Origin of the sequence: Rahnella inusitata (assembly GCF_965118895.1) — a bacterium.
In the GTDB taxonomy this organism is placed as follows: domain Bacteria; phylum Pseudomonadota; class Gammaproteobacteria; order Enterobacterales; family Enterobacteriaceae; genus Rahnella; species Rahnella inusitata_A.
Genome location: NZ_CBCPJJ010000019.1, coordinates 14,562 through 33,500, shown reverse-complemented (window position 1 = coordinate 33,500; position 18,939 = coordinate 14,562). Strand labels below are relative to the sequence as shown.

Here is an 18,939-nt window from a genome sequence, read left to right as displayed (position 1 = left end):
TGAAAAATCATCTGACTCCTTTTTCATTTTATGGGAATCGGGTCAGGTAATGGGTCAGGTAAGGAATTGCCTCCCAGCCCCCTTCATCTCGCTGCCAGCATCTCCGGATAGTGCTTTGCCACGATATCATTCATCTTTTCTGTCAGATCACACCGCTTAAAAGTGATGTGCGCTGTTCCCTTCTGGAAGTAACGGATACTGAAGAAATCATCTTCGTAAATATCCTTCGACGGGTTGTCCCGAATATGATCCATCAAACGTATAGTGACATCGCCACGGTTGTCGGGTATTGGTTTACCATCGAGCAGAAACAACATTCTCTCCAGGTCCGCTAGTTGATCCCGTCGCCAACCCCAGTTCAAACTAAATCCCCAGCGATTGTGACTCACCAGAGTGTTGACGATGATTTTCTTACTGAAGCTACAAGGACTATTGGTTTTGTAGTCCCATGACAGCCCTTTGAAGACATTGATAATGCCACGCTCAAAGACATCCATTTTGTTCAGATGTAGCTGCTCAAAAGTACTGAGGATATTCGCCTCGCTGATGGCAGGTAGATCCCCCTCCTCAAGGTTCTTATGCCACTGGTCACGGGCCTGAGCGTCCATCAATGCCATCATGCCAGACTTCAGCATCAAGTCCCGCCAGATACTGCGGTCGATATTACGGGTGATAGCAGGCAGCGCTTTATCAGTATTTTCAGTCATCCAACTGTCGTAACGGTGCCCGACTTTCATTGCCCAATCTTGCGCTGTACCACCGCCAATTTCTGAGGTTAGCCGTGAAATGGTATCGAGGTGCTGAATGAGTTGTTCTATCTGTTTAAGTGCGGCATCACGGCCAGTGACCACACATTCGATACTGGTCGAAAGGATGAGTTCATTGTGTTCTGTTAATACATCGGGTTCTGTTTGCATCGTCAATCTTCCATAAAAGCAAATACGCCTGCCGGAATTGGCAGGCGCATTATGTGAGGAATAAAAAAGGAGGAAAGTACAGAGGTAAAAATCAGGAATGAGGCTCGAAGAATTTACGTATTCATTAATCCGGTAGCTCGCTTTGCTCTGAGAATATCGGTAGCGGTCAGGAACGGTGTCTGCTCCTGCCATGTAAACCCTTTGCGGTCAGTGCGTATCAGTTCATAGCGTTCCACAAGGAAATTCACCGCATCAGCAAGCGTTATTCCCGCTTCGATGTGCTCATGAATAGCTGAATCATCGTGGAATGGTGTGTCGTTGAGTGTGAGGCCGTAATGGTGTTCCAGTAGATACGTTAATAGTTGCTGCCAGACCTGCACAGGTGACAGTCGTGACGAAACCGGCAACGTGGCCGGTACAGTTGAGATTTGCATGAGTTGAGTCTCTTAAAGAAAGGAACGTAAGATTTGATTGCTTACAAAGCTAAGATGATGCAGAGGATCAGTCTTTAACCTGATTTGATGGATAAATTGCGATATACACGTACCCATGACTGCCCAGCGTATCGGCTTCACAGGTCAACCCGTTACGATACAGCGTGACGCAGTGCCCGCACCGGGGATTCAACTCATCGGAAAGCAGCATCAATTCCATATGCGCGACAAAGTGCGGGAAGGCTTCATCCAGATCTCGGGCCTGCATCTCGCTGAACGAACCGTTGAATCCTGCCCGGTCCGCCAGAAAATGCAGACGATTACCTTCTTGCACCAGCCTCGCTCCGAAACACGGTGTGATATCTCGTTTAAAACCCCAAGTTTGCGTACGTCTTTATTCATCATTTTATTCCTATTAAAGAAGACCATGTTCGGCGAATGAGAATATTTGCCTGCGACCGACAATCAGATGGTCGGATACTCGAACCTCCACCAGCGTCAGCGCCTGCACCAGTCGTTGAGTGATAGCCTTGTCAGCCTGGCTTGGCGTCATTTCTCCGGATGGATGGTTATGGGCAAATATCACTGCCGCCGCGTTAAAGTACAGGGCGCGTTTCACCACTTCGCGGGGATGGACTTCTGTGTGACTGATAGTGCCGCTAAACAGCGTTTCGTGGGCAAGCAACTGGTTCTGGTTATTCAGATACATCACAATAAATTCTTCACGCTCGAGGGTTCCCATCTTCAGCATGAGCCAGTCGCGAGCCGCGTGTGTGGAGGTAAACGCTACCCCCGGCTCACGCAGATGGTGGTCAAGCAGACTCAGGGCTCGTTTAATGGTACGTTGTGCAGGTAACGGTAGTTCCGACATAAACAAGGTCAGTTGTTTCTCCATAGCAAAACTCCTTAATCGATGATGGCGAGAATGGTTTGGGATTCGGGATGACTAAGGGCGTAGTCCCGCAGACGGTAATAATGCTCTGTCATGACATCACACTCCGTGCGGCAGGCGTGATGGCTGTATTCAACGAGACAGACCGCAATCCCTGCCGCTTCACTGCTCATTTCCGCACTATTGCCGTTCATGTTATTGAACAACGTCCATTTATCGTCATGCTCAGCATCGGGGGCCATAAAAGCCCCGCCATTCCTGAGCGTATAAAAGGACCAGATACCACCGTTGTACTCGTCAGAGAAGCGGTCCATCCAACCAAAAATACGGTGCTCGATAAGCATCCACTGTGGGATCCGTCCAAAGTACTGAGGCCAGAAGTCAGCACGTTCTTCATCGGGTACCAGGCTGGCAGTAATGGCGTTAGTCATTTGTAATTCAGCATCCGGTTTACTGGTTGTATTAGTTCGTGTGGTCATGGTTTTGCTCCGTATTAAAAAAGCCAACCAGTCAGGGCTGGCTTGAAGTGAGTTATAGATCGAGTGCGGGTGAGGAAGGCCACGAAACCGGCTCAGGTATCACGCACGGCTTAAATGCAAAAAGCCCCTGCTGCGTGAGCAACAGGGGCTGGTTTTTTTGTGTCGATAGCGGTGTCAGTATCCGGTTTTAACTTTATACATCAGCAACGTTTTGCTGCCCCGGACAACCTTCACATACAGGCCGTTATCCTTCGTGCCACGCACGAACCCCGCCTTCACATCCCCCTGACAGTCACCGCCATCGTAGGGCACATTAATACCTGTCTGATGTACTAGGTCGATAACACCAAAACTATAATCAGCGCAGGCAAAGCCCGGCCAGTCACGAATCAGGGCAAATTTATGGTCATCACTGACGCCGGTCAGCGAGCAGACGGAGCTGTTAATATCATTCCCCTGACACCAGTAGGACTCACCTGGGTTGTCTTTATCCATCAGATGTTCGGGTAACTGTGCTCCACTGGCGGTGAAAGTAGTTAGGGACAACACAATGGCGGAGATTGCGGAAATCATTCTGAACATGGTTTGCTCCCTAAATTATCAGTGCGTACGACTGCGCAGATCTTATTTGTGCCATTCATGGCATGATTAAAAACGTTTATAACGAAACAGTTCTTTCCCCTGGTAAAGCACTACCAAGTCGTCATAATCCGGTTTTTTGTGGTTAGGCATAAAGGTGACAATCGTCCCAGGACGGCACAAGTCTTTCACGGTCACACCGAATTTCTGGTCCGGGGTGATAGTGAACCCTTTTGACGCTTCATCACGCCTGATGCTTATCCAGCCCCACAGGCCACCCTCGCAGTCTTTAAGCGGTGCTGAACGTATCGTCACCATTGCGCCCATTCGGTCGGCGGACATAGCTTCACATTTTCCCGTGACCTGACGGTGTGCATCACACCAGAATATATTGCCGTTGTTGTCATTGACCACGGCGGGTAATACCCGGTTATAGGGCGCAGCCTGCGCCACGGCGCAGGTCAGCAAACTGCTGGTTAGCAGCAGATTTCTGAACATTTGTTTCATAATGATTTCCTTGAAAGAGAAGCCACGGGTTTAAGCCCGGGGGTAATTAGGCAGCACTATCAGTTGATCCTCCGTTAGGAGATGTCAGTAGCAGGGCTTCGCGAATGACACTGAAGTGAGGAAGTGCGCGGATAAAATCAGGCTGACTGGTCAGCTGACTGATGGTTTTTCTGGGCGTAAAGGTGGTGTTCAACACCGTGACGGCGTGAATGTCTGTCAGCGGGTGGACCTTGATGTGCCCCCGTACCTCGCCGGCCAGATACCAGGATCCAGCTAGTGAAATCAGTCGGTACGGGGCCAGGCTGCCGCATCTTTGTCCCTCGGCCAGCAGCGTCACCCGCTGCCGTGAGGTAATGGCACTGACCAGCCGGTAAAACACCAGTGAGCCGGAAGGACTCATCCCGTGTGGTAACTGCCACACAAGACAAGGCGCATCATCAGACGCCAGCAGGGCACTGACCAGCCTCCGGTCAAAACCCGGGAAGGCATCAGCCAGCCCTGTGCGGTGAGCGAAGGTCAGCACCTCCAGCTCACCCTGTGTACCATTAGCACCGGTACGCAGGCGACAGAGGCCCTGACGGTACTCCAGGTCCAAATACATCAGTCGCTCACGAAAATCCCGCCGCAGAGTGCGAACCGACACCCCGAACTCGATGGCAAGTTTTGTCACGTTCAGGGTTTCTCCCGCCAGCAGGCGACCAATGATTAGTGACAGTCTGACCGCCAGCCGGTCATGGCGGCGTTCTGTCTGTGTCATGGAACATTCTCCGTGAAAGATTAACTGACTGAAATTAATGTGATTACTTTACAGAGGGGGTTGGACAGGGAATGGACACTGCGGGAACTATTTTTCGCATCTGCATTATGCGAGAACGGACGCGGCCTGCAGCAATATCAGATTATTTTATAAACAATCTCAGTGAGGGGGAACGGACAGGTGGTGTCCATTATTAACGCAGCGATAACAATACCGGTGTTATGGAGAGTTCAATTCGCTCTGTTACAGCTTCTCAAGCAGGGTTTCTGCCAGCACCCACAGGGCACGATTAAGCTTCACATCGCCATCTATGCCCCGTACTGCCCGGGTATGTAGGCGCTTCCCTTTTGCAGATGCACCCTGTAAACCACCTTTAATCAGGTTCTCCTGAATACGCTGATAAGTGGTCCACAAATCATCGCTGTAATCCTCATAACGCCTTGGCGTAAGGACCTGTACCGGGGTCACCGGCTGGTGGTCTTCACCAAACCGGTAAGTAATGGCTGCTTTCGCCAGCGCGTATCGGGCTGGTGATGACAGCTTCAGCGACTGCATGGCATCGCGCTTTTCTTCCACCCGGTCAAAAATCCCCAGTACCTCATATGCCCCCTCAATCACCTTACTCACCACGTCTCCCTTATGCGGAACGCGCACCTCGCCAAAAGTCTCACCGCAAATCAGCCCATTCTGGCAAACCTGGCGAAATAAACCCGGCAGCATCTGGTATGAACTGGTGCCATCATGTGAGTTCAGCAGAATAATTTCCGCCACCTGCTCGCCGGTAATTTGTCCCTCACGGCGCAGACGCAGCATATGCTTGGTATGTTCACGGCGCTCAGGGTCACGAACCCGGGTCTGACAGGCAAAGAAAGGCTGGAAGCCTTCGCGTTGCAGGCTATCGAGGAGAGTAATAGTCGGAATGTAGGTGTATCGCTCACTGCGTGAAGCATGCTTGTCTTCGCTGAAGACACTTGGCACCGTGCGGAACAGCTCTTCATGAGTTAACGGGCGGTCACGACGGATAACATTTGCTGCGCCAAAGCGCGAAGCCAGACGGGTCATAAGCAGACTCCTTGCGGAATTACATAAAGAAAAGCCCTGTCGCACAGGCGATAGGGCTCAGGGAACAGCAGAGGGTTGAAGAAAATTCAGAAGAAGAAACTCCAGACGACGCGTGCAACCGACACTACCGTATCGCGGACAGTCTGAATAAGGGTACGAACGGGGGTTGGGATAAACGGCAGGTTGTACACCGTATCCAACAAGGTACCTACGGTTTCACCAAAATCATCACGGGCTTTTTGGTTGACCGTATCGGTACGAAAGGAATGCTGGAGTTGAGTCACAACGGGGCTGCTGGCCTGGCGGGGAAGGCTACGGATCATACTTTCAGCCATTACCCCGAGCCCCCACTTCATTCTGACGGACACAGCACAAACCGGATTTACCGGCTGAAACAGTCCATGAAGATTGCATATTTTACGGCTGATGTTACGTTTCTGCTCTGTGGACAAATACTCAGTTCCACCAGCAGGCTCAATCTTATCTGCCTGGCTGATAACAAACAGCACCTTATGCCGATATGCCTTACCAATCACCTGATAATAAAAGTGTTCATCCACTGCCAGCGCCCGGTCATCGGCCTTAATCAGCCACAGAACGAGATCGAGGCGGGGAACCTGTTCACGGTAAAGTGAAGCATATTCGGTATCACGTGCACCACTTTCTCCGACACCAGGCAGATCAACGATCGTCATAAAATGATCACATATCTTCAGACGAAAGCGCAGCGGTTCGCGGGTGCATGCAGTCACATCGCTGACTGGCGATACGTTACCCGCGAATAGGGCATTGCAGAGGCTGGATTTCCCTGCCCCAGTCTTCCCCATAATGCCGATCACCGGCTCATACTCAGTAAGCGAGTGTATTCGCTTCAGGATCGTATCAGACAGTAGTGTGGGCAGCGCGGCCATCGCTCTGCTGATGGCGTCGATACCCTCTTGTTTACTCATGATTTTTTCCTAAACAGAAAATAAAAACAACAACTGCGAACCTGTAGGATCGCCGTATGGATGGCTGTGTTCAGGAGGATGATATATATCTGAAATTATTTAGGATTGCCTGATCTCTTGATAGCGGTATTTGGTCTACAGACATACTAGAAATACCCTGTAGACATCGGTTTTAGGATCGCTGAAGTCGTTGATTAGTGTTAACATTAAAGCCAATTTTTCAGCGTTCTGATTCCGTAAAAGAATCAACATATTCGGTGTTCATGTGAACCGAACGTTCAGAACTTTCAATGCTCAGAATTGATAAGAAAAAAGGAATATATGTCCAGGCTGACTGATTTAATTGCCAAAGCGAAGGCTAAAGACCCGCAACTGGGTGCCGATCTGGATCGAGAAATCAAGATCCTATCGTCACGCCTTCCCTTTGGGTTGAATTTCGAGCGGCATAGCCCTGAAGTCGTAGAGTTACCCTTGCGACCAGTACGCAAGGGGGACAAAGTTCGCATTTTGCCGGAGCGTGGCTCCACTAAGAAAGGCGATCAGCGGCTGTGGCAGGTGAAAGCAATCCACAAGGCGAAGAAGGCCGCCGATCTGGAATTGCTGGGTGCGGCTGACATCGAGACTCAGACTGTGGCGCTGAGTGACCTGGTGGTTATAGCCGAATTTCGTGACACAATCTGGCCGGGACTGGTCAGTACGGGAAAAGTACAGCGTGGTGGTGATAAGCCTTTCCACTCGGTCATCAATGGCGAAAACTATCATGTGTTGAAAGCGTTAACCTACACGCATAGAGGCAAGGTGGATGCCATTTATATTGACCCGCCTTATAACACAGGGGCGAAGGACTGGAAATACAATAACGATTACGTCGAAGGTGACGATATCTATCGACACAGCAAATGGCTGGCGATGATAGAACGTCGCTTGCTGGTAGCGAAGGAGTTGTTGAATCCGGCGAATTCGGTGCTGATCGTCGCCATTGACGAGAAGGAATTTCTACGACTGGGATTGTTGCTTGAACAAATATTCCCAGAGGGAAATGTCTCTATGGTCACCAGCGTTATTAGTGCAAAAGGCGCAGTTAGGCCAGGACGATTCTCGCGCGTTGAGGAGCATATTTACTTCGTTTTCTTTGGGACAGCTACAGTCGAGTGGTGGAGTAGCAACATGTTACCTAGTGGTAGCAATGAGGACACTCGTGAGGCGGCTCAAGAGCTTGCTCCTATTGAGTGGTTGTTGTTGCGGCGACGCGAACCGACTAGCGTTCGTGCCGCTCGTCCCAACCAGTTCTATCCAATATTTGTTAATCTTATCAATGGACATATCCATTCTGTGGGTGACGCAATTACTACTGATGTTGACCGCTATTCGGTGCCCAGCCCTGATGGTACAGTAGCAATGTGGCCATTGAAGCCTGATGGTACCGAGATGCTCTGGGGGTTGACGCCGGATGTCTTAAGGCGAAATTTGGCGGCTGGTTATGTTCGAGTAGATAACTGGAAGCCAGCAAAAAAAACTGGCTCGGTGAAATACCTTCAAACTGGTGTGATCGCAAAGATCAAGTCTGGAGACATAACCGTTACCGGCAGAACAGATGATGGCTCAGTGATTGGACACGTTTCGGTAGGTGTGCATACAGGGACATCACCGAAGAGAGTTTGGAACATGAAGTCTCATAATGCTGAAACGGGTGGTACAAATATGATTTCAGCATTGATTCCTGGTCGTAGATTTCCATTTCCAAAATCGTTGTATGCTGTTGAAGATGCCTTGCGATTTGTGGTTGCACATAAACCAGAGGCTGTTGTACTAGATTTCTTCAGCGGCTCTGGAACAACTGCCCATGCAGTTATGCGCCTGAACAAGCAGGATGGCGGCCGCCGTCAGTGCATATCAGTCACTAACAATGAAGTCGCTGCCGACGAACAGAAAAAATTACGTGAACAGAGCTTGCGCCCCGGTGATTATGATTGGGAGAAGTGGGGTATCTGTGACTTTATCACCAAGCCGCGCGTGCAGGCCGCTATCACGGGAAGAACGCCGGACGGAGAGCCGATCAAAGGCAATTATAGATTTACCGACGATTTCCCGATATCTGAAGGTTTCGAGGAAAACGCCGAGTTTTTCACCCTGACTTACGAAGCTGAGAAGTCAGTTAGCCATAACCTGGCCTATGCCAACATTGCGCCATTGCTGTGGCTACGTGCGGGTGCACGCGGCAAACGTATTGACAAACTGCCTGCTGAAGGATGGGCGGTAGCTAATGCCTATGGCCTGTTGTCGGCAGTGGATCAGGCCACACCTTTCATTGAAGCCATTAGCCAAGCCAGTGACTTGCGAGTGGCATTCATCGTTACCGACGATGATCGTCACTTCCAGGCTGTCACCAGACGTCTGCCAAAAGGCGTTGAGCCGGTGCGTTTGTACGAATCGTACCTGACCAATTTCAGCTTCAACAATGGGGAATTGACAGAATGAAGTTCACTCTCAAGGATTACCAGCGCGATGCGGTACGTGATGCGCTGGCAAATCTCAGAAAGGCTCGCCGTTACTGGCATAATGAGAGCGACAAGAGCGCCTTCTCTTTAACGGCGGCGACCGGTGCAGGTAAGACCGTTATGGCCGCTGCTGCATTCGAGGCATTGTTTCATGGCGACGACGAATTTGATTTCGATGCGGATCCTGGAGCGGTAGTGATCTGGTTCAGTGACGATCCTTCACTTAACGAGCAGACCCGCTTTCGCTTACTGGAAGCTAGTGATCGTATCAACTACAGCGATATGGTGGTAGTTGAGCATCCTTTCAGTCGGCGCAAATTTCAGGCAGGGAAAATTTATTTCCTTAATACGCAAAAATTTGGCAAGAAAAGCCTGTTGGTGCGCGGATTCGACGATAAAGGCGGACTTTTCGAGACTGCCCCTGATGCACAAGCTTACACGCTGTGGGATACCATCCAGAACACCATCGAAGACCCGGACCTGACCCTTTACTTGGTGCTAGATGAAGCGCACAGAGGAATGGGTTCGTCAACGGCTTCCAGTGAAGCAACTAAAAAAACCATTGTACAACGACTCATTAATGGCTCGGTTGGGGTTAAGGGTATTCCGGTGGTATGGGGTATCTCGGCCACAGTTGAACGTTTCGACAACGCTATTGCGAATGCTGGTCATCATCTCAAACTGCCTAACGTGGTGGTTGACCCGGCAAAAGTACAGGAATCTGGCCTTATCAAGGATGACATTATTCTTGGTGTGCCGGATGAAATCGGTGACTTCGATACCGTGTGGGTACGCCGTGCTGCCGACAGGCTTAAGGAATCGACAAATGACTGGGCTGAGTACGCCAGACAGCAGGAAACCGTGCGCGGAGTTGTGCCGTTGATGGTATTCCAAGTTCCCAATACGCCTGATCCGAACGAAGTCGGGCGTTGGCTAGATACGCTATTTTCTCGTTACCCCGAATTGCCTATTAGCAGTGTTGCACATGTCTTAGGTGAACACACCACACAGCGTTTCGGCCAACACCAGGTGCCTTACATTGAACCACAGCGGGTGCAGGAATCAACTTGGGTGCGTGTGCTGATCGCTAAAGATGCCATCAGCACTGGCTGGGATTGCCCACGTGCCGAAGTGATGGTCTCCTTCCGCGCTGCCAACGACAGGACGCATATTACGCAATTGCTGGGGCGCATGGTGCGTACTCCACTGGCAAGACGTATCCCGGGTAATGAGCGCTTAAATTCAGTGGAATGCCTGTTGCCCAGATTTAATACGAATACCGTGAGAGATGTCGTCAATACCTTGTTTAAGGGCGATGATACATCTCCCCCTGGCGGACGCATCCTAGTTAACCCTGTGGAAATGAAACCCAACCCGGCTGTGTCGGCTGCCCTATGGGAAGCTTTTGAAGCGCTACCTTCGCAGACACGACCACAGAAAGGAGCCAGACCAGCCAGACGCCTTACCGCGTTGGCACAGGAACTGGTTGATGACAGCATCCTTGAAAGGGCAGTCAGTAAGGCTCATGCCGCTTTGCACGAAGCCCTAAACAAATTTCAGATCGATAATGCTGAAAAAATCAAAAACAAGCGAGATTCAGTGCTTATCGTGGATGGCAAGACTGTAGTTGCCAGCCTGAAGAACAAAGTAATGACCTTCAACGAATTCTGGGAAGAAGCGGATGTAGCGGTGATCGATGAAGCTTATCGGCGCGCAGCCCGAATCTTCAGCCCGGATGTTGCACGTACCTACGTCGAATATCTGGCCGATAAGGTAGCGGATCGGGAAGAGGATGCAGAGGAATATCTGGATGCCATCATGGAAGCCCGTGTAACCGTCGCTGGCCTGGGGCTGGTGATGGAAGTACAGGATAACTTCGACGCCGAGGCAGATAAACTGGCGAAGGCATGGCTGGCCAAGTACACGCTGCAGATCAAGACACTGAAACATGAGCGTAAAGAAGCTTATCGGCAGATCGTTGAAATGAGTACCGAACCGCAGGACATAGATCTGGTCAGGCCGGAGAACAAGTTTGAAATGACCAAGGCGCGTGAAGGCGAAAAGGAAACTGACCTTCCGACCTTGAAACACCATTTATTGTGTGATGAAAGCGAGAACTATCCTGCACAGTTGAACCATTGGGAAACCACGGTTTTCGAGATCGAAACCAAACGTGAAGGATTTTCTTTCTGGTATCGTAACCCACAGTATACAGGGCAATCTTCACTAGGCATCGCCTACGTTGAAGCCGAGCAATACAAAATTGTTCGTCCCGATTTCCTGTTCTTTGCCGAACATGATGGCAAAGTGGTTGTGGATCTAGTAGATCCACATGGACTGCATCTGGCTGATGCTTTGCCCAAACTGAAAGGGTTGGCGTTATATGCCAAACATCATTCCGATGCTTATGGGCGAATCGAATCGGTCGCCGAAGTGAAGGGTAAATTGCGGGTTTTGGATTTAAAACGACAGGATGTGCAAGAGGCAGTTGCTGTGGCCATAAATGCACAAGCTTTATTCAGCAGCAATCTTGCTAATTATTATCAGTAATCTATTGGTAATCGCGAGACGAAATGGCCTTTTTATAAATAGAAAGGCCAGTATTATAAAATTCTATTTATATACTGATTAGCAATCCCACTGGTTAAATGAAATAAGCAGGTGATGACTATGAATTTAGGATTTTTTTTTGGCGCTGGAGCAGAAATTGGTTATGGCTTGCCAAGTGGTGGGAAGTTTGCCATTGATCTTTTTCGGCAAGATCCAAGTCAGTATAAAACTGAGCTCCGCCAGCAACTGAGATTAGTGGATTCGCGCTCACCTTATGCCAATGATTGGCTGCCTCAGGGATATGCTGATAAGAGTATTTATGCTTTTGGACGTAACGAATTTACTAGTATTATCGAATCATCTATCGAATATAAACGCGAAGAAATAATTCGGCGTCTAAACCGTTTTGATCAAGAATGTGATGATGCCATATTGGCCCTAGGCATCGATAAAGCCACATTAGAAAATGTGTTTTCAGAGTTGACAGGAAATGTTATTGGTGAGCGTTTGTACACACACGATATTCGCCTTAATGAGTTATTGGCCAGAGACGTCAGATTATTTGAGTCCGAATATTACTCGGCCATGTTGGATATGGTACGAGTATCAGACAACAACGATGATCTAAAAAGGTACGTCACGTCTTTTTTGCAATTATTAGTCGGTGCACACGGTCAAGCTCTTGTGCAACGCCTGAACCAAGAATTGTTTGAGGCAGCACCGGATGATTTGCCCATCTTCGATGATATCACAGGCATGTTCCGTCTGGAGTTTAACCGCATAGGTTCAACAGCCTTGGAACTATTGCTGGAAGAGAATAGAAACTTCGATATTGATGAAAACGCAACAGCCCTGACACTTTTCTGCGCGTTAGCCCAAAAAGTTTTAGAGAATCTGTTTACGACAGTACTCGACTACCAGAAATTAATAGATGACCATTTTCGCTATCTCTTCTCGCCATCCACCGAATGGGCTAAATTCACTCGTATGGTTATTTTCCTTAAGATAGCCCGTGATTACATCAGCGCCCAAGCACCATCTGTCGAAGATCTTCCCGATCATGGCTATTATCATGATTTAGCTAGATTCACTGGTGATCTAAGAATTTCAGCTATTGGTACAGCTAATTACAACAGCCTTTTGGCAGAAGTTTTCCGTGGTATGAATATAGAATTGCCACAAATAATCCATCTTAATGGCAGCGTGCATGATTATTATAATCCCTATAAAAATGCGGTCGTCACTTGTGAAAATCCAGATGACGTAGATCAAAGTCAGATCCATGTTCCATTCATGCTAACGCAAAGTGGTCTAAAGCCTTTGACATCAGTAACTATGTCAAGACGATACGTTAATCTTTTTGATGCTTATGCTGAATCTGATGCTATTGTTGTTGTAGGTTTTGGATTTAATAAGGATGATAGCCATATCAACGGACTTTTCCGTGAACTGGTTGAGAATAAAGGACGGAAATTAATTCTTATTTCCAGGCGTGTGGATGGAACTGTTGAAGAACAGAAACGGCGGTTGCGTAACAAATTACGTATTTCTCATGAGTTTAACCATTTACTAACAGTAATTCCAGTAGATGATCTCACAAGGTGTCAAGATGATCGGCTATGGTTAGACCAAGTCATTGATACTTTGAACGAGGAATAAGGTAGTTGGTGGTGGTACTATAACCATCATTGCTTCTATTGATACTCTTCAGCCCTTATCTTCCTGATAAGGGCACCAGTTAATTCCGGTTAATTATTACTACTCCCAAACGTTCTACAACCATCATCAAAGATCTTACTTTTCACTTTTGTTAGATAATCAATTCTGTTCAGTAAATCACTGGGATAAATGCCACTGAGAATATCCTCACGGTTCAAGATATATTTACCATTAGAGGGATAGTGCGCTAGATGCTGCCCCTCTTCAGGTGCTAGTTTTAATGCGCTGCACCATGCCGAGGTGATCATAGTTCTTAACGTATCTTCATCCAAATTGAAATCCCCCAAGTGATAGTAAGCATCCTTATTAAGAAACAGAAAGAGGTGAAAGTGGCGTTTACCATTCTGGGTAAATTCCCGTACCCACGCATATCGGAGCGTATTAGGATGTACCCGTTTACTCTCCTTGCGCCTACGCTGTTCATCTGCTACCAGTTTGGCTTTCAGGGAATTAGTAAATCTTGATATGGATTTTGAATCAGTATTAGCGTTACAGGAAATGGTATCACCATTGTCCAGAATAATCGGATCATGGAGATCAACTCGTATTGCCAGTGTACGACTATGTTCTTTAACAGATTTTTTAATAACATCGATAATCCTTTCTTTGTATGTTTTAACATGACTGCCATACCCGCTATCGTAGATATTCATAATAATTTACCCCTCGATGGATAACAGTCATCACATTACTGGCTATGGCCTATTAGTGTGATATATTTACAGGCATCGTTAATCACAATATATAATAACTATCCGACACTGAATTTCAGACAAATAGTAGCCACAGCCTACGATGACTGATTAAAAGTTACTCTTTAATTAGTTGCAATGAAGATCGGTTAATAAAACAATTATTACGTCCTATCTTTGGTCTGTTCGTTATATAAGAATATCGACAGGTTGTATGAAAATGCTTTTCCCTCTCTTTTCCGCCCGTATTTTGTTTTGCGAATAAAGTGTACTGAGCAGTTCATTCACTTTGCTCCGGTTCCTGAACCGGTTTGGACCATATTGCAAGATGGTCGTCTTCCTGATATACGGCACCACACACCGGTAGCAATAATCTTTTATCCACGAATAAAGTTCATCTGCTTCTGAACTGACCAACAGCAACGTCTGGGGTTTAGAGAAAATTCTCACATACTCATCCACATACCAGGCGCTTATCTCTACTGCGGCTTCTACGGCAGTAAGGGATATATCCCCTTCATCACCATTAACCTTATGCAGCAGCGCAGCAATCCTTGCCATATTTTCCGCCATTTTAGAGGCATAATCCTTAAAGCCAGACAGGAAGCCAATCAACCCCATTTCTGACTCAACTTTGTTATAAAATTCGAGCCAGCGTTTTTCAGCTTCGGGAGAGAAACGCAGGCACTGACGCTCATTTTCATCATTTCTGGTAATGCTCTCGTTAACGATCTCCATCAGTCGTTGATGAAATACCGGCAGATGCTCGCTCGAGACAACCGGGCTGGTAATTTGCCTGTAACCCTGTGTTGAACTAGGCTGACATATCAAACACCGTGCGAAGAATCCTATCCCTTTCGCTATATCGCCTTTTCGTTCCAGATACCCTTTTTTAAACACATCAGGCTGAACCATCAGTGCCAGCGTCATTCTGGCATCTTTGATTAATTTATCTGGCTCACTTTTTCTTTCCACGGGAAAGACTGCGCCATCCCACATTTTATTAATGAAAGGCAGTTCATTCAGCGCGTAGCCGTTAAAAATGGTGCCAGCTTCATCAGACATAAGCCCTATGGACCGCCAGCGCCCGCTGAGATAGTCTTTTATCGCAGCTGGTGTGGCATCGTTGAATATCTGCCTGAACCTGACCGGCACTTTCGGGTACGCCGCCAGCAGCGCTTTCAGCCGTTCATTCGTTGTGGAGTGATCTTTGTTACGGCGAATATCTGATTTCAGTTTTGACATCAGGGCTTTCTTTTCAACGTTAAAAACCGTCTCCTTATTCCGCCAGATAATCAGATCCTGGGTATATTTTTCAAACCATTCTTCTTCAAGTTGATACAATGGTTTCATCAGCAGTTTGTCCACCGTGCTTTTGCGTTCGCCAGATTCCGCCAGTGTCAGTAAAAAAAGCGATACCGGGCTGCGCAGATTATTCAGTCTGCACACATCAATCCGGTTCTGGCAGGCAAGAGAAATAACCCCCAGTACCGATGCGGCAATCAAAGCCTGGGGAGCCTGCGTTTGCTGTTCCACTTCATAAACCGCATTTCTGATGATCTGCGGAAACACATGCACAGGGAAAGGACGACCACACAGCATAGATACCTCTTGTTCAGTTAACGTTTAAAACGATTCCCCTCACATCGCTATTCCGCTATTAATGGCAGAAATAGCAGGATGAACACGGGGCTTTCAGGAAAAAAACAAAAAATAAATGCAAAAAAAGCCTGATACTAACGCTCATTGATCCAACAAAGCAGATCACTTAAAAGCCATCCGCAGGACTTCAGGCCGATAGACTTACGTTGTGGAAACTTACCAATCTGTTCCAGTTTCCACGCGGTAGAGCGGGAAATGGACGTTATGTGCTGACGCTCCCGTTCACGCACTAGGCGATCGCCTTGCTCCCCATAATTGCGCAGGATTTTCAGGCGTGCTTCCGGAGTAGGTGTAATAAATTTTGTACTCATACAGCCTCCTTTGTTTCAGTGGAGGCAGCATGTCGCAAGTGGGTAGCTGAATGAAAGCAGCGGACACCTTATTAAGGTGTCAACACTTATTGCGGAGCTTAATGCGGTTGCTGTGGTTCACTATTCAACTGGCGCGGCCACATATTGATAATTTTCCATCTTTAAAGTGGACGAAGCGCCATTATGGCGATTTACTACAAGCGGGAGATTGTCTATTGATTTTCATTCTCAATACGTTTTATCCACTTAGCGATAGTGTCATCATTGAATGAATCAATGAATCCATATTTTTTGGATGCCACAGTAAGCATTTCCGCCATTTTTGAAAAATTAACCTCACCATTGCCATCAAGGTAATGCTCTTTCAGCATGACATACAGTGCTATTCTTTCTGGCCTGGAAATGCGGGTTTGTTTTTCTTTTTTCTCACCGGGCATGCTTTCTCCACTTTGTAGTAACAACTCATTTGCATCAAAAAACAGTTCTGATTTATCTCGAAAAATCTCTTTCGGAAATATCAAATAATCCCAGTCGTCTTTACCATATACCGCAATCGCACCTGCAATATTATTATTTTCTCTGACAGTATCCATATCCGCCAGCACGTAATGACCTTCAGCAAAACGAGTCACTGGCGTTGCTTTTACTCGCCAATAACCATGTGCATGCCCATTGTAGGTATAACGACACAACCCCAAGTCGCCTTCCAGAAGTCGAGCTTCTATTTCTGCATCTTTCTCTGGGTAAAACTGCCTTATTTTAAAATTTGGCATTTTTTCATGTTGATAATAATCCATTCCTAATTTAATTTTCCTCTGCCAGTCTTTCAGAAGAAATTGGCCTCCACCAAGGTACCTGACGATCCGGCATGGCAAAGCCTCCAACCGAATGTAGAGTGGAACCTTATGATCAAGCCAATCATTCAGTACATTGTCAGATATGATATGGTACTTTTCAGATGCCATTGACAAAGGGTAAAAATCGGGCTGCTTTGATGTCATTCGACTTGTCGTCCTGTGTGACGCTTCGCTGATTGCGCTATACGTGCTTTATATAATGATTTATATAACTGAAAAGTGGAATTCAGTCCATGCCTAGCAAGCAGTCTCGTTACCCTCTAAAATTTCCGGATTAACTTAAGAGAACACAGCATCATTAAGAAAACGCCTATAACAAAAGCCCAAATCTATCGCGCCGTTGCCAGCTCAACTGCAATCGAGACTGGTGTTTCTGTGCAGAAAATTGAGCAGCAACTCAAACAAAATCAAGCACAGGCGAAAGCCGTGGGCCTCGCCCGTTAATCTGACAAGATATCACTCACCAATTGCATCATGGGGCTGTAGTTCCCTGATACGCCTGCCTGCATTGCCTTAAAGTAAAACGCCTTGTGCTCATCCCATAGGCTGTAATCCATTCAACCCTTTCCCGCCAGAACCGATAATACATCGCAAAGTAGTCTCGAAAAGCGCCCGTTACCTTCTCTGAAGGGGTGGATCAAAATAAACTCCACGTGGCATTCGGCCAGATAACTTACCAGCTCCAGACGAGCCAAGGATTTCAGTTCACCAGGCCGAGCGAGAAACTGCTTCTCGAAACCATCGAGAAGAAGTGGAATCCTGTCGGCAGCGGCAAACTGAAAGCCGTCCTTAGTCAGGTTAGCGTTAAGTAGCCTCCCTGCACAGTTATACACATTCCCCAGCCATTGGCGATGCCGTGCACTTATGTGCTCAAAAACCAGCGCTACTGGGTCTGACTTGACGTCCAACTTATCGTTCCCAGCGTAACTTAGCAGGCCGTACGGGCTTAAATGCTGCACGTATTACATTTCCCTAAATTTTTTACTCAAGTGACCAAGCCACAGGCCGATAACACCTAAAGTTATATTTCACATGATTATCAATATGATAATCTTTCAGGGACAACACAGCCCTAGTTTAACGGATCTTAAACATCTATCTATGAATGACGATCTTATGTCAACGCACAGTAACAATTCAGCACCATTTAGACAGCCGTTATCTCCACAAGATGACGACGAAAATGGTAAGAAAAATATACCGACAGACCCGAGATTTACTCTCGATAAAGATGTCATCTTATCCCAGGCCACCCGCTCCTCTCTTGATGAATGCATGGCTCGTCTGCGTTTTCATACAACGATCTACCAGGAATGGAATTTTTCAGTCGTTGATCCTATGGGGTCGACGGCGATACTAAATTTCTATGGCCCTCCCGGCACAGGGAAAACGCTTTGCGCCGAGGCACTGGCTGGACAGTTAAGGATGCCCTTTATTGCTCTTGGTATTGCAGAACTGGAAAGCAAGTTTATGGGAGAAACGGCTAAAAATATCCAGGCTGCTTTCGCGCAGGCTAAGGAAACCGGAGCACTGCTCTTTTTCGATGAAGCTGACACGTTACTGGGGAAACGACTCTCCTCTGTCACACAAGGCGTTGATAATGAAGTTAATGCGATGCGCTCTACGTTATTGATCGAGCTGGAGCGTTTTGACGGCATTGTAGTTTTCGCGACTAATTTCGCACGTAACTATGATGAGGCGTTCCGCAGCCGTATTGGCTATCACGTTGAATTTACGCTTCCTGATCTTACAGCCCGCTACCATCTCTGGAACAAATTCCTGGTTGCTGAAATTCCACTCGCAGAAGAAAGAGAAAGTCTTCTCACCGCCGCAAGCGAACTATCCGAAGGCCTGGCAGGACGAGAGATCCGTACCTGTATGCGTCTGGCACTGCCAAAAGTGCTGCTGGAAGCAGAACGCACCGGAAAGGCTGCACATCTTAACATCGCTCATTTACGGAGTGCGATAGAACAGGTTTTGGCCTCCCACCAGGCGATAGCCAATCATTCGGGACGTACAGCCAGTGAAGTCAACACAGCAAAAAAATTATTAGGTATCCAATAAAAACAACAG

Annotated in this window: 17 protein-coding genes and 2 pseudogenes; 4 read left to right on the top strand and 15 right to left on the bottom strand. The window is 47.5% G+C overall.

The window, feature by feature from the left end; genetic code table 11:
• Window positions 1–83 precede the first annotated feature (83 nt).
• From ACMHLI_RS16195 to ACMHLI_RS16150, 10 genes and pseudogenes are all read right to left on the bottom strand, one after another.
• Window positions 84–917, bottom strand: a complete 834-nt coding sequence (locus ACMHLI_RS16195) for a DUF4942 domain-containing protein (protein WP_413530349.1) — start codon at window positions 915–917, stop codon at window positions 84–86.
• Between the two features lie 113 nt (window positions 918–1,030).
• On the bottom strand, window positions 1,031–1,351 hold the full coding sequence (locus ACMHLI_RS16190) for a TA system toxin CbtA family protein (protein ID WP_413530348.1): 321 nt from the start codon (window positions 1,349–1,351) through the stop codon (window positions 1,031–1,033).
• A 67-nt stretch (window positions 1,352–1,418) separates the two neighbouring features.
• A pseudogene (locus tag ACMHLI_RS16185) lies at window positions 1,419–1,753 on the bottom strand (type IV toxin-antitoxin system YeeU family antitoxin).
• 13 nt (window positions 1,754–1,766) lie between these two features.
• Window positions 1,767–2,246, bottom strand: a complete 480-nt coding sequence (locus ACMHLI_RS16180; RefSeq protein ID WP_413530347.1) for a JAB domain-containing protein — start codon at window positions 2,244–2,246, stop codon at window positions 1,767–1,769.
• Between the two features lie 11 nt (window positions 2,247–2,257).
• Window positions 2,258–2,674: an antirestriction protein gene (locus ACMHLI_RS16175; protein ID WP_413530414.1), complete on the bottom strand. Its 417-nt coding sequence runs from the start codon at window positions 2,672–2,674 to the stop codon at window positions 2,258–2,260.
• Window positions 2,675–2,896: 222 nt separating this feature from the next.
• Complete coding sequence (locus tag ACMHLI_RS16170; RefSeq protein ID WP_413530413.1) at window positions 2,897–3,295, bottom strand: hypothetical protein; 399 nt, start codon at window positions 3,293–3,295, stop codon at window positions 2,897–2,899.
• Between the two features lie 75 nt (window positions 3,296–3,370).
• The gene (locus ACMHLI_RS16165) at window positions 3,371–3,808 is read right to left on the bottom strand and encodes a hypothetical protein (RefSeq protein WP_413530346.1); all 438 of its coding nucleotides are present in this window, start codon (window positions 3,806–3,808) and stop codon (window positions 3,371–3,373) included.
• 46 nt (window positions 3,809–3,854) lie between these two features.
• Entirely contained in the window at window positions 3,855–4,565 is a 711-nt protein-coding gene (locus tag ACMHLI_RS16160; RefSeq protein ID WP_413530345.1) for a helix-turn-helix transcriptional regulator, read from the bottom strand.
• A 243-nt stretch (window positions 4,566–4,808) separates the two neighbouring features.
• The gene (locus ACMHLI_RS16155; RefSeq protein ID WP_413530344.1) at window positions 4,809–5,627 is read right to left on the bottom strand and encodes a DUF932 domain-containing protein; all 819 of its coding nucleotides are present in this window, start codon (window positions 5,625–5,627) and stop codon (window positions 4,809–4,811) included.
• Between the two features lie 86 nt (window positions 5,628–5,713).
• A complete protein-coding gene (locus ACMHLI_RS16150; RefSeq protein WP_413530412.1) occupies window positions 5,714–6,538 on the bottom strand; it encodes a GTPase family protein in 825 nt (274 codons plus the stop codon).
• Window positions 6,539–6,898: 360 nt separating this feature from the next.
• Here ACMHLI_RS16150 and ACMHLI_RS16145 point away from each other — a divergent pair, with 360 nt between their 5' ends.
• The 3 genes from ACMHLI_RS16145 to ACMHLI_RS16135 all read left to right on the top strand — a co-directional run bounded on the left by ACMHLI_RS16145 (window position 6,899) and on the right by ACMHLI_RS16135 (window position 13,284).
• The gene (locus tag ACMHLI_RS16145) at window positions 6,899–9,055 is read left to right on the top strand and encodes a site-specific DNA-methyltransferase (protein WP_413530343.1); all 2,157 of its coding nucleotides are present in this window, start codon (window positions 6,899–6,901) and stop codon (window positions 9,053–9,055) included.
• Complete coding sequence (locus ACMHLI_RS16140) at window positions 9,052–11,625, top strand: DEAD/DEAH box helicase (protein ID WP_413530342.1); 2,574 nt, start codon at window positions 9,052–9,054, stop codon at window positions 11,623–11,625. The genes ACMHLI_RS16145 and ACMHLI_RS16140 overlap by 4 nt, the downstream gene beginning before the upstream one ends.
• Window positions 11,626–11,745: 120 nt before the next feature.
• Window positions 11,746–13,284 (top strand): hypothetical protein, encoded by a 1,539-nt coding sequence (locus ACMHLI_RS16135; RefSeq protein WP_413530341.1) that lies wholly within the window; start codon window positions 11,746–11,748, stop codon window positions 13,282–13,284.
• 89 nt (window positions 13,285–13,373) lie between these two features.
• Here ACMHLI_RS16135 and ACMHLI_RS16130 read toward each other — a convergent pair whose 3' ends face one another.
• From ACMHLI_RS16130 to ACMHLI_RS16110, 5 genes and pseudogenes are all read right to left on the bottom strand, one after another.
• The gene (locus tag ACMHLI_RS16130; RefSeq protein ID WP_413530340.1) at window positions 13,374–13,997 is read right to left on the bottom strand and encodes an inovirus Gp2 family protein; all 624 of its coding nucleotides are present in this window, start codon (window positions 13,995–13,997) and stop codon (window positions 13,374–13,376) included.
• Between the two features lie 228 nt (window positions 13,998–14,225).
• Window positions 14,226–15,638: a YfjI family protein gene (locus ACMHLI_RS16125; protein WP_413530339.1), complete on the bottom strand. Its 1,413-nt coding sequence runs from the start codon at window positions 15,636–15,638 to the stop codon at window positions 14,226–14,228.
• A gap of 134 nt (window positions 15,639–15,772) precedes the next feature.
• On the bottom strand, window positions 15,773–16,009 hold the full coding sequence (locus ACMHLI_RS16120) for a helix-turn-helix transcriptional regulator (RefSeq protein ID WP_413530338.1): 237 nt from the start codon (window positions 16,007–16,009) through the stop codon (window positions 15,773–15,775).
• A 212-nt stretch (window positions 16,010–16,221) separates the two neighbouring features.
• On the bottom strand, window positions 16,222–17,010 hold the full coding sequence (locus tag ACMHLI_RS16115; protein ID WP_413530337.1) for a hypothetical protein: 789 nt from the start codon (window positions 17,008–17,010) through the stop codon (window positions 16,222–16,224).
• Window positions 17,011–17,306: 296 nt separating this feature from the next.
• Window positions 17,307–17,756, bottom strand: a pseudogene (locus ACMHLI_RS16110) (Fic/DOC family protein); the annotation flags it as partial.
• Between the two features lie 142 nt (window positions 17,757–17,898).
• Here ACMHLI_RS16110 and ACMHLI_RS16105 point away from each other — a divergent pair.
• Complete coding sequence (locus tag ACMHLI_RS16105; protein ID WP_413530336.1) at window positions 17,899–18,930, top strand: ATP-binding protein; 1,032 nt, start codon at window positions 17,899–17,901, stop codon at window positions 18,928–18,930.
• Window positions 18,931–18,939: the final 9 nt, after the last annotated feature.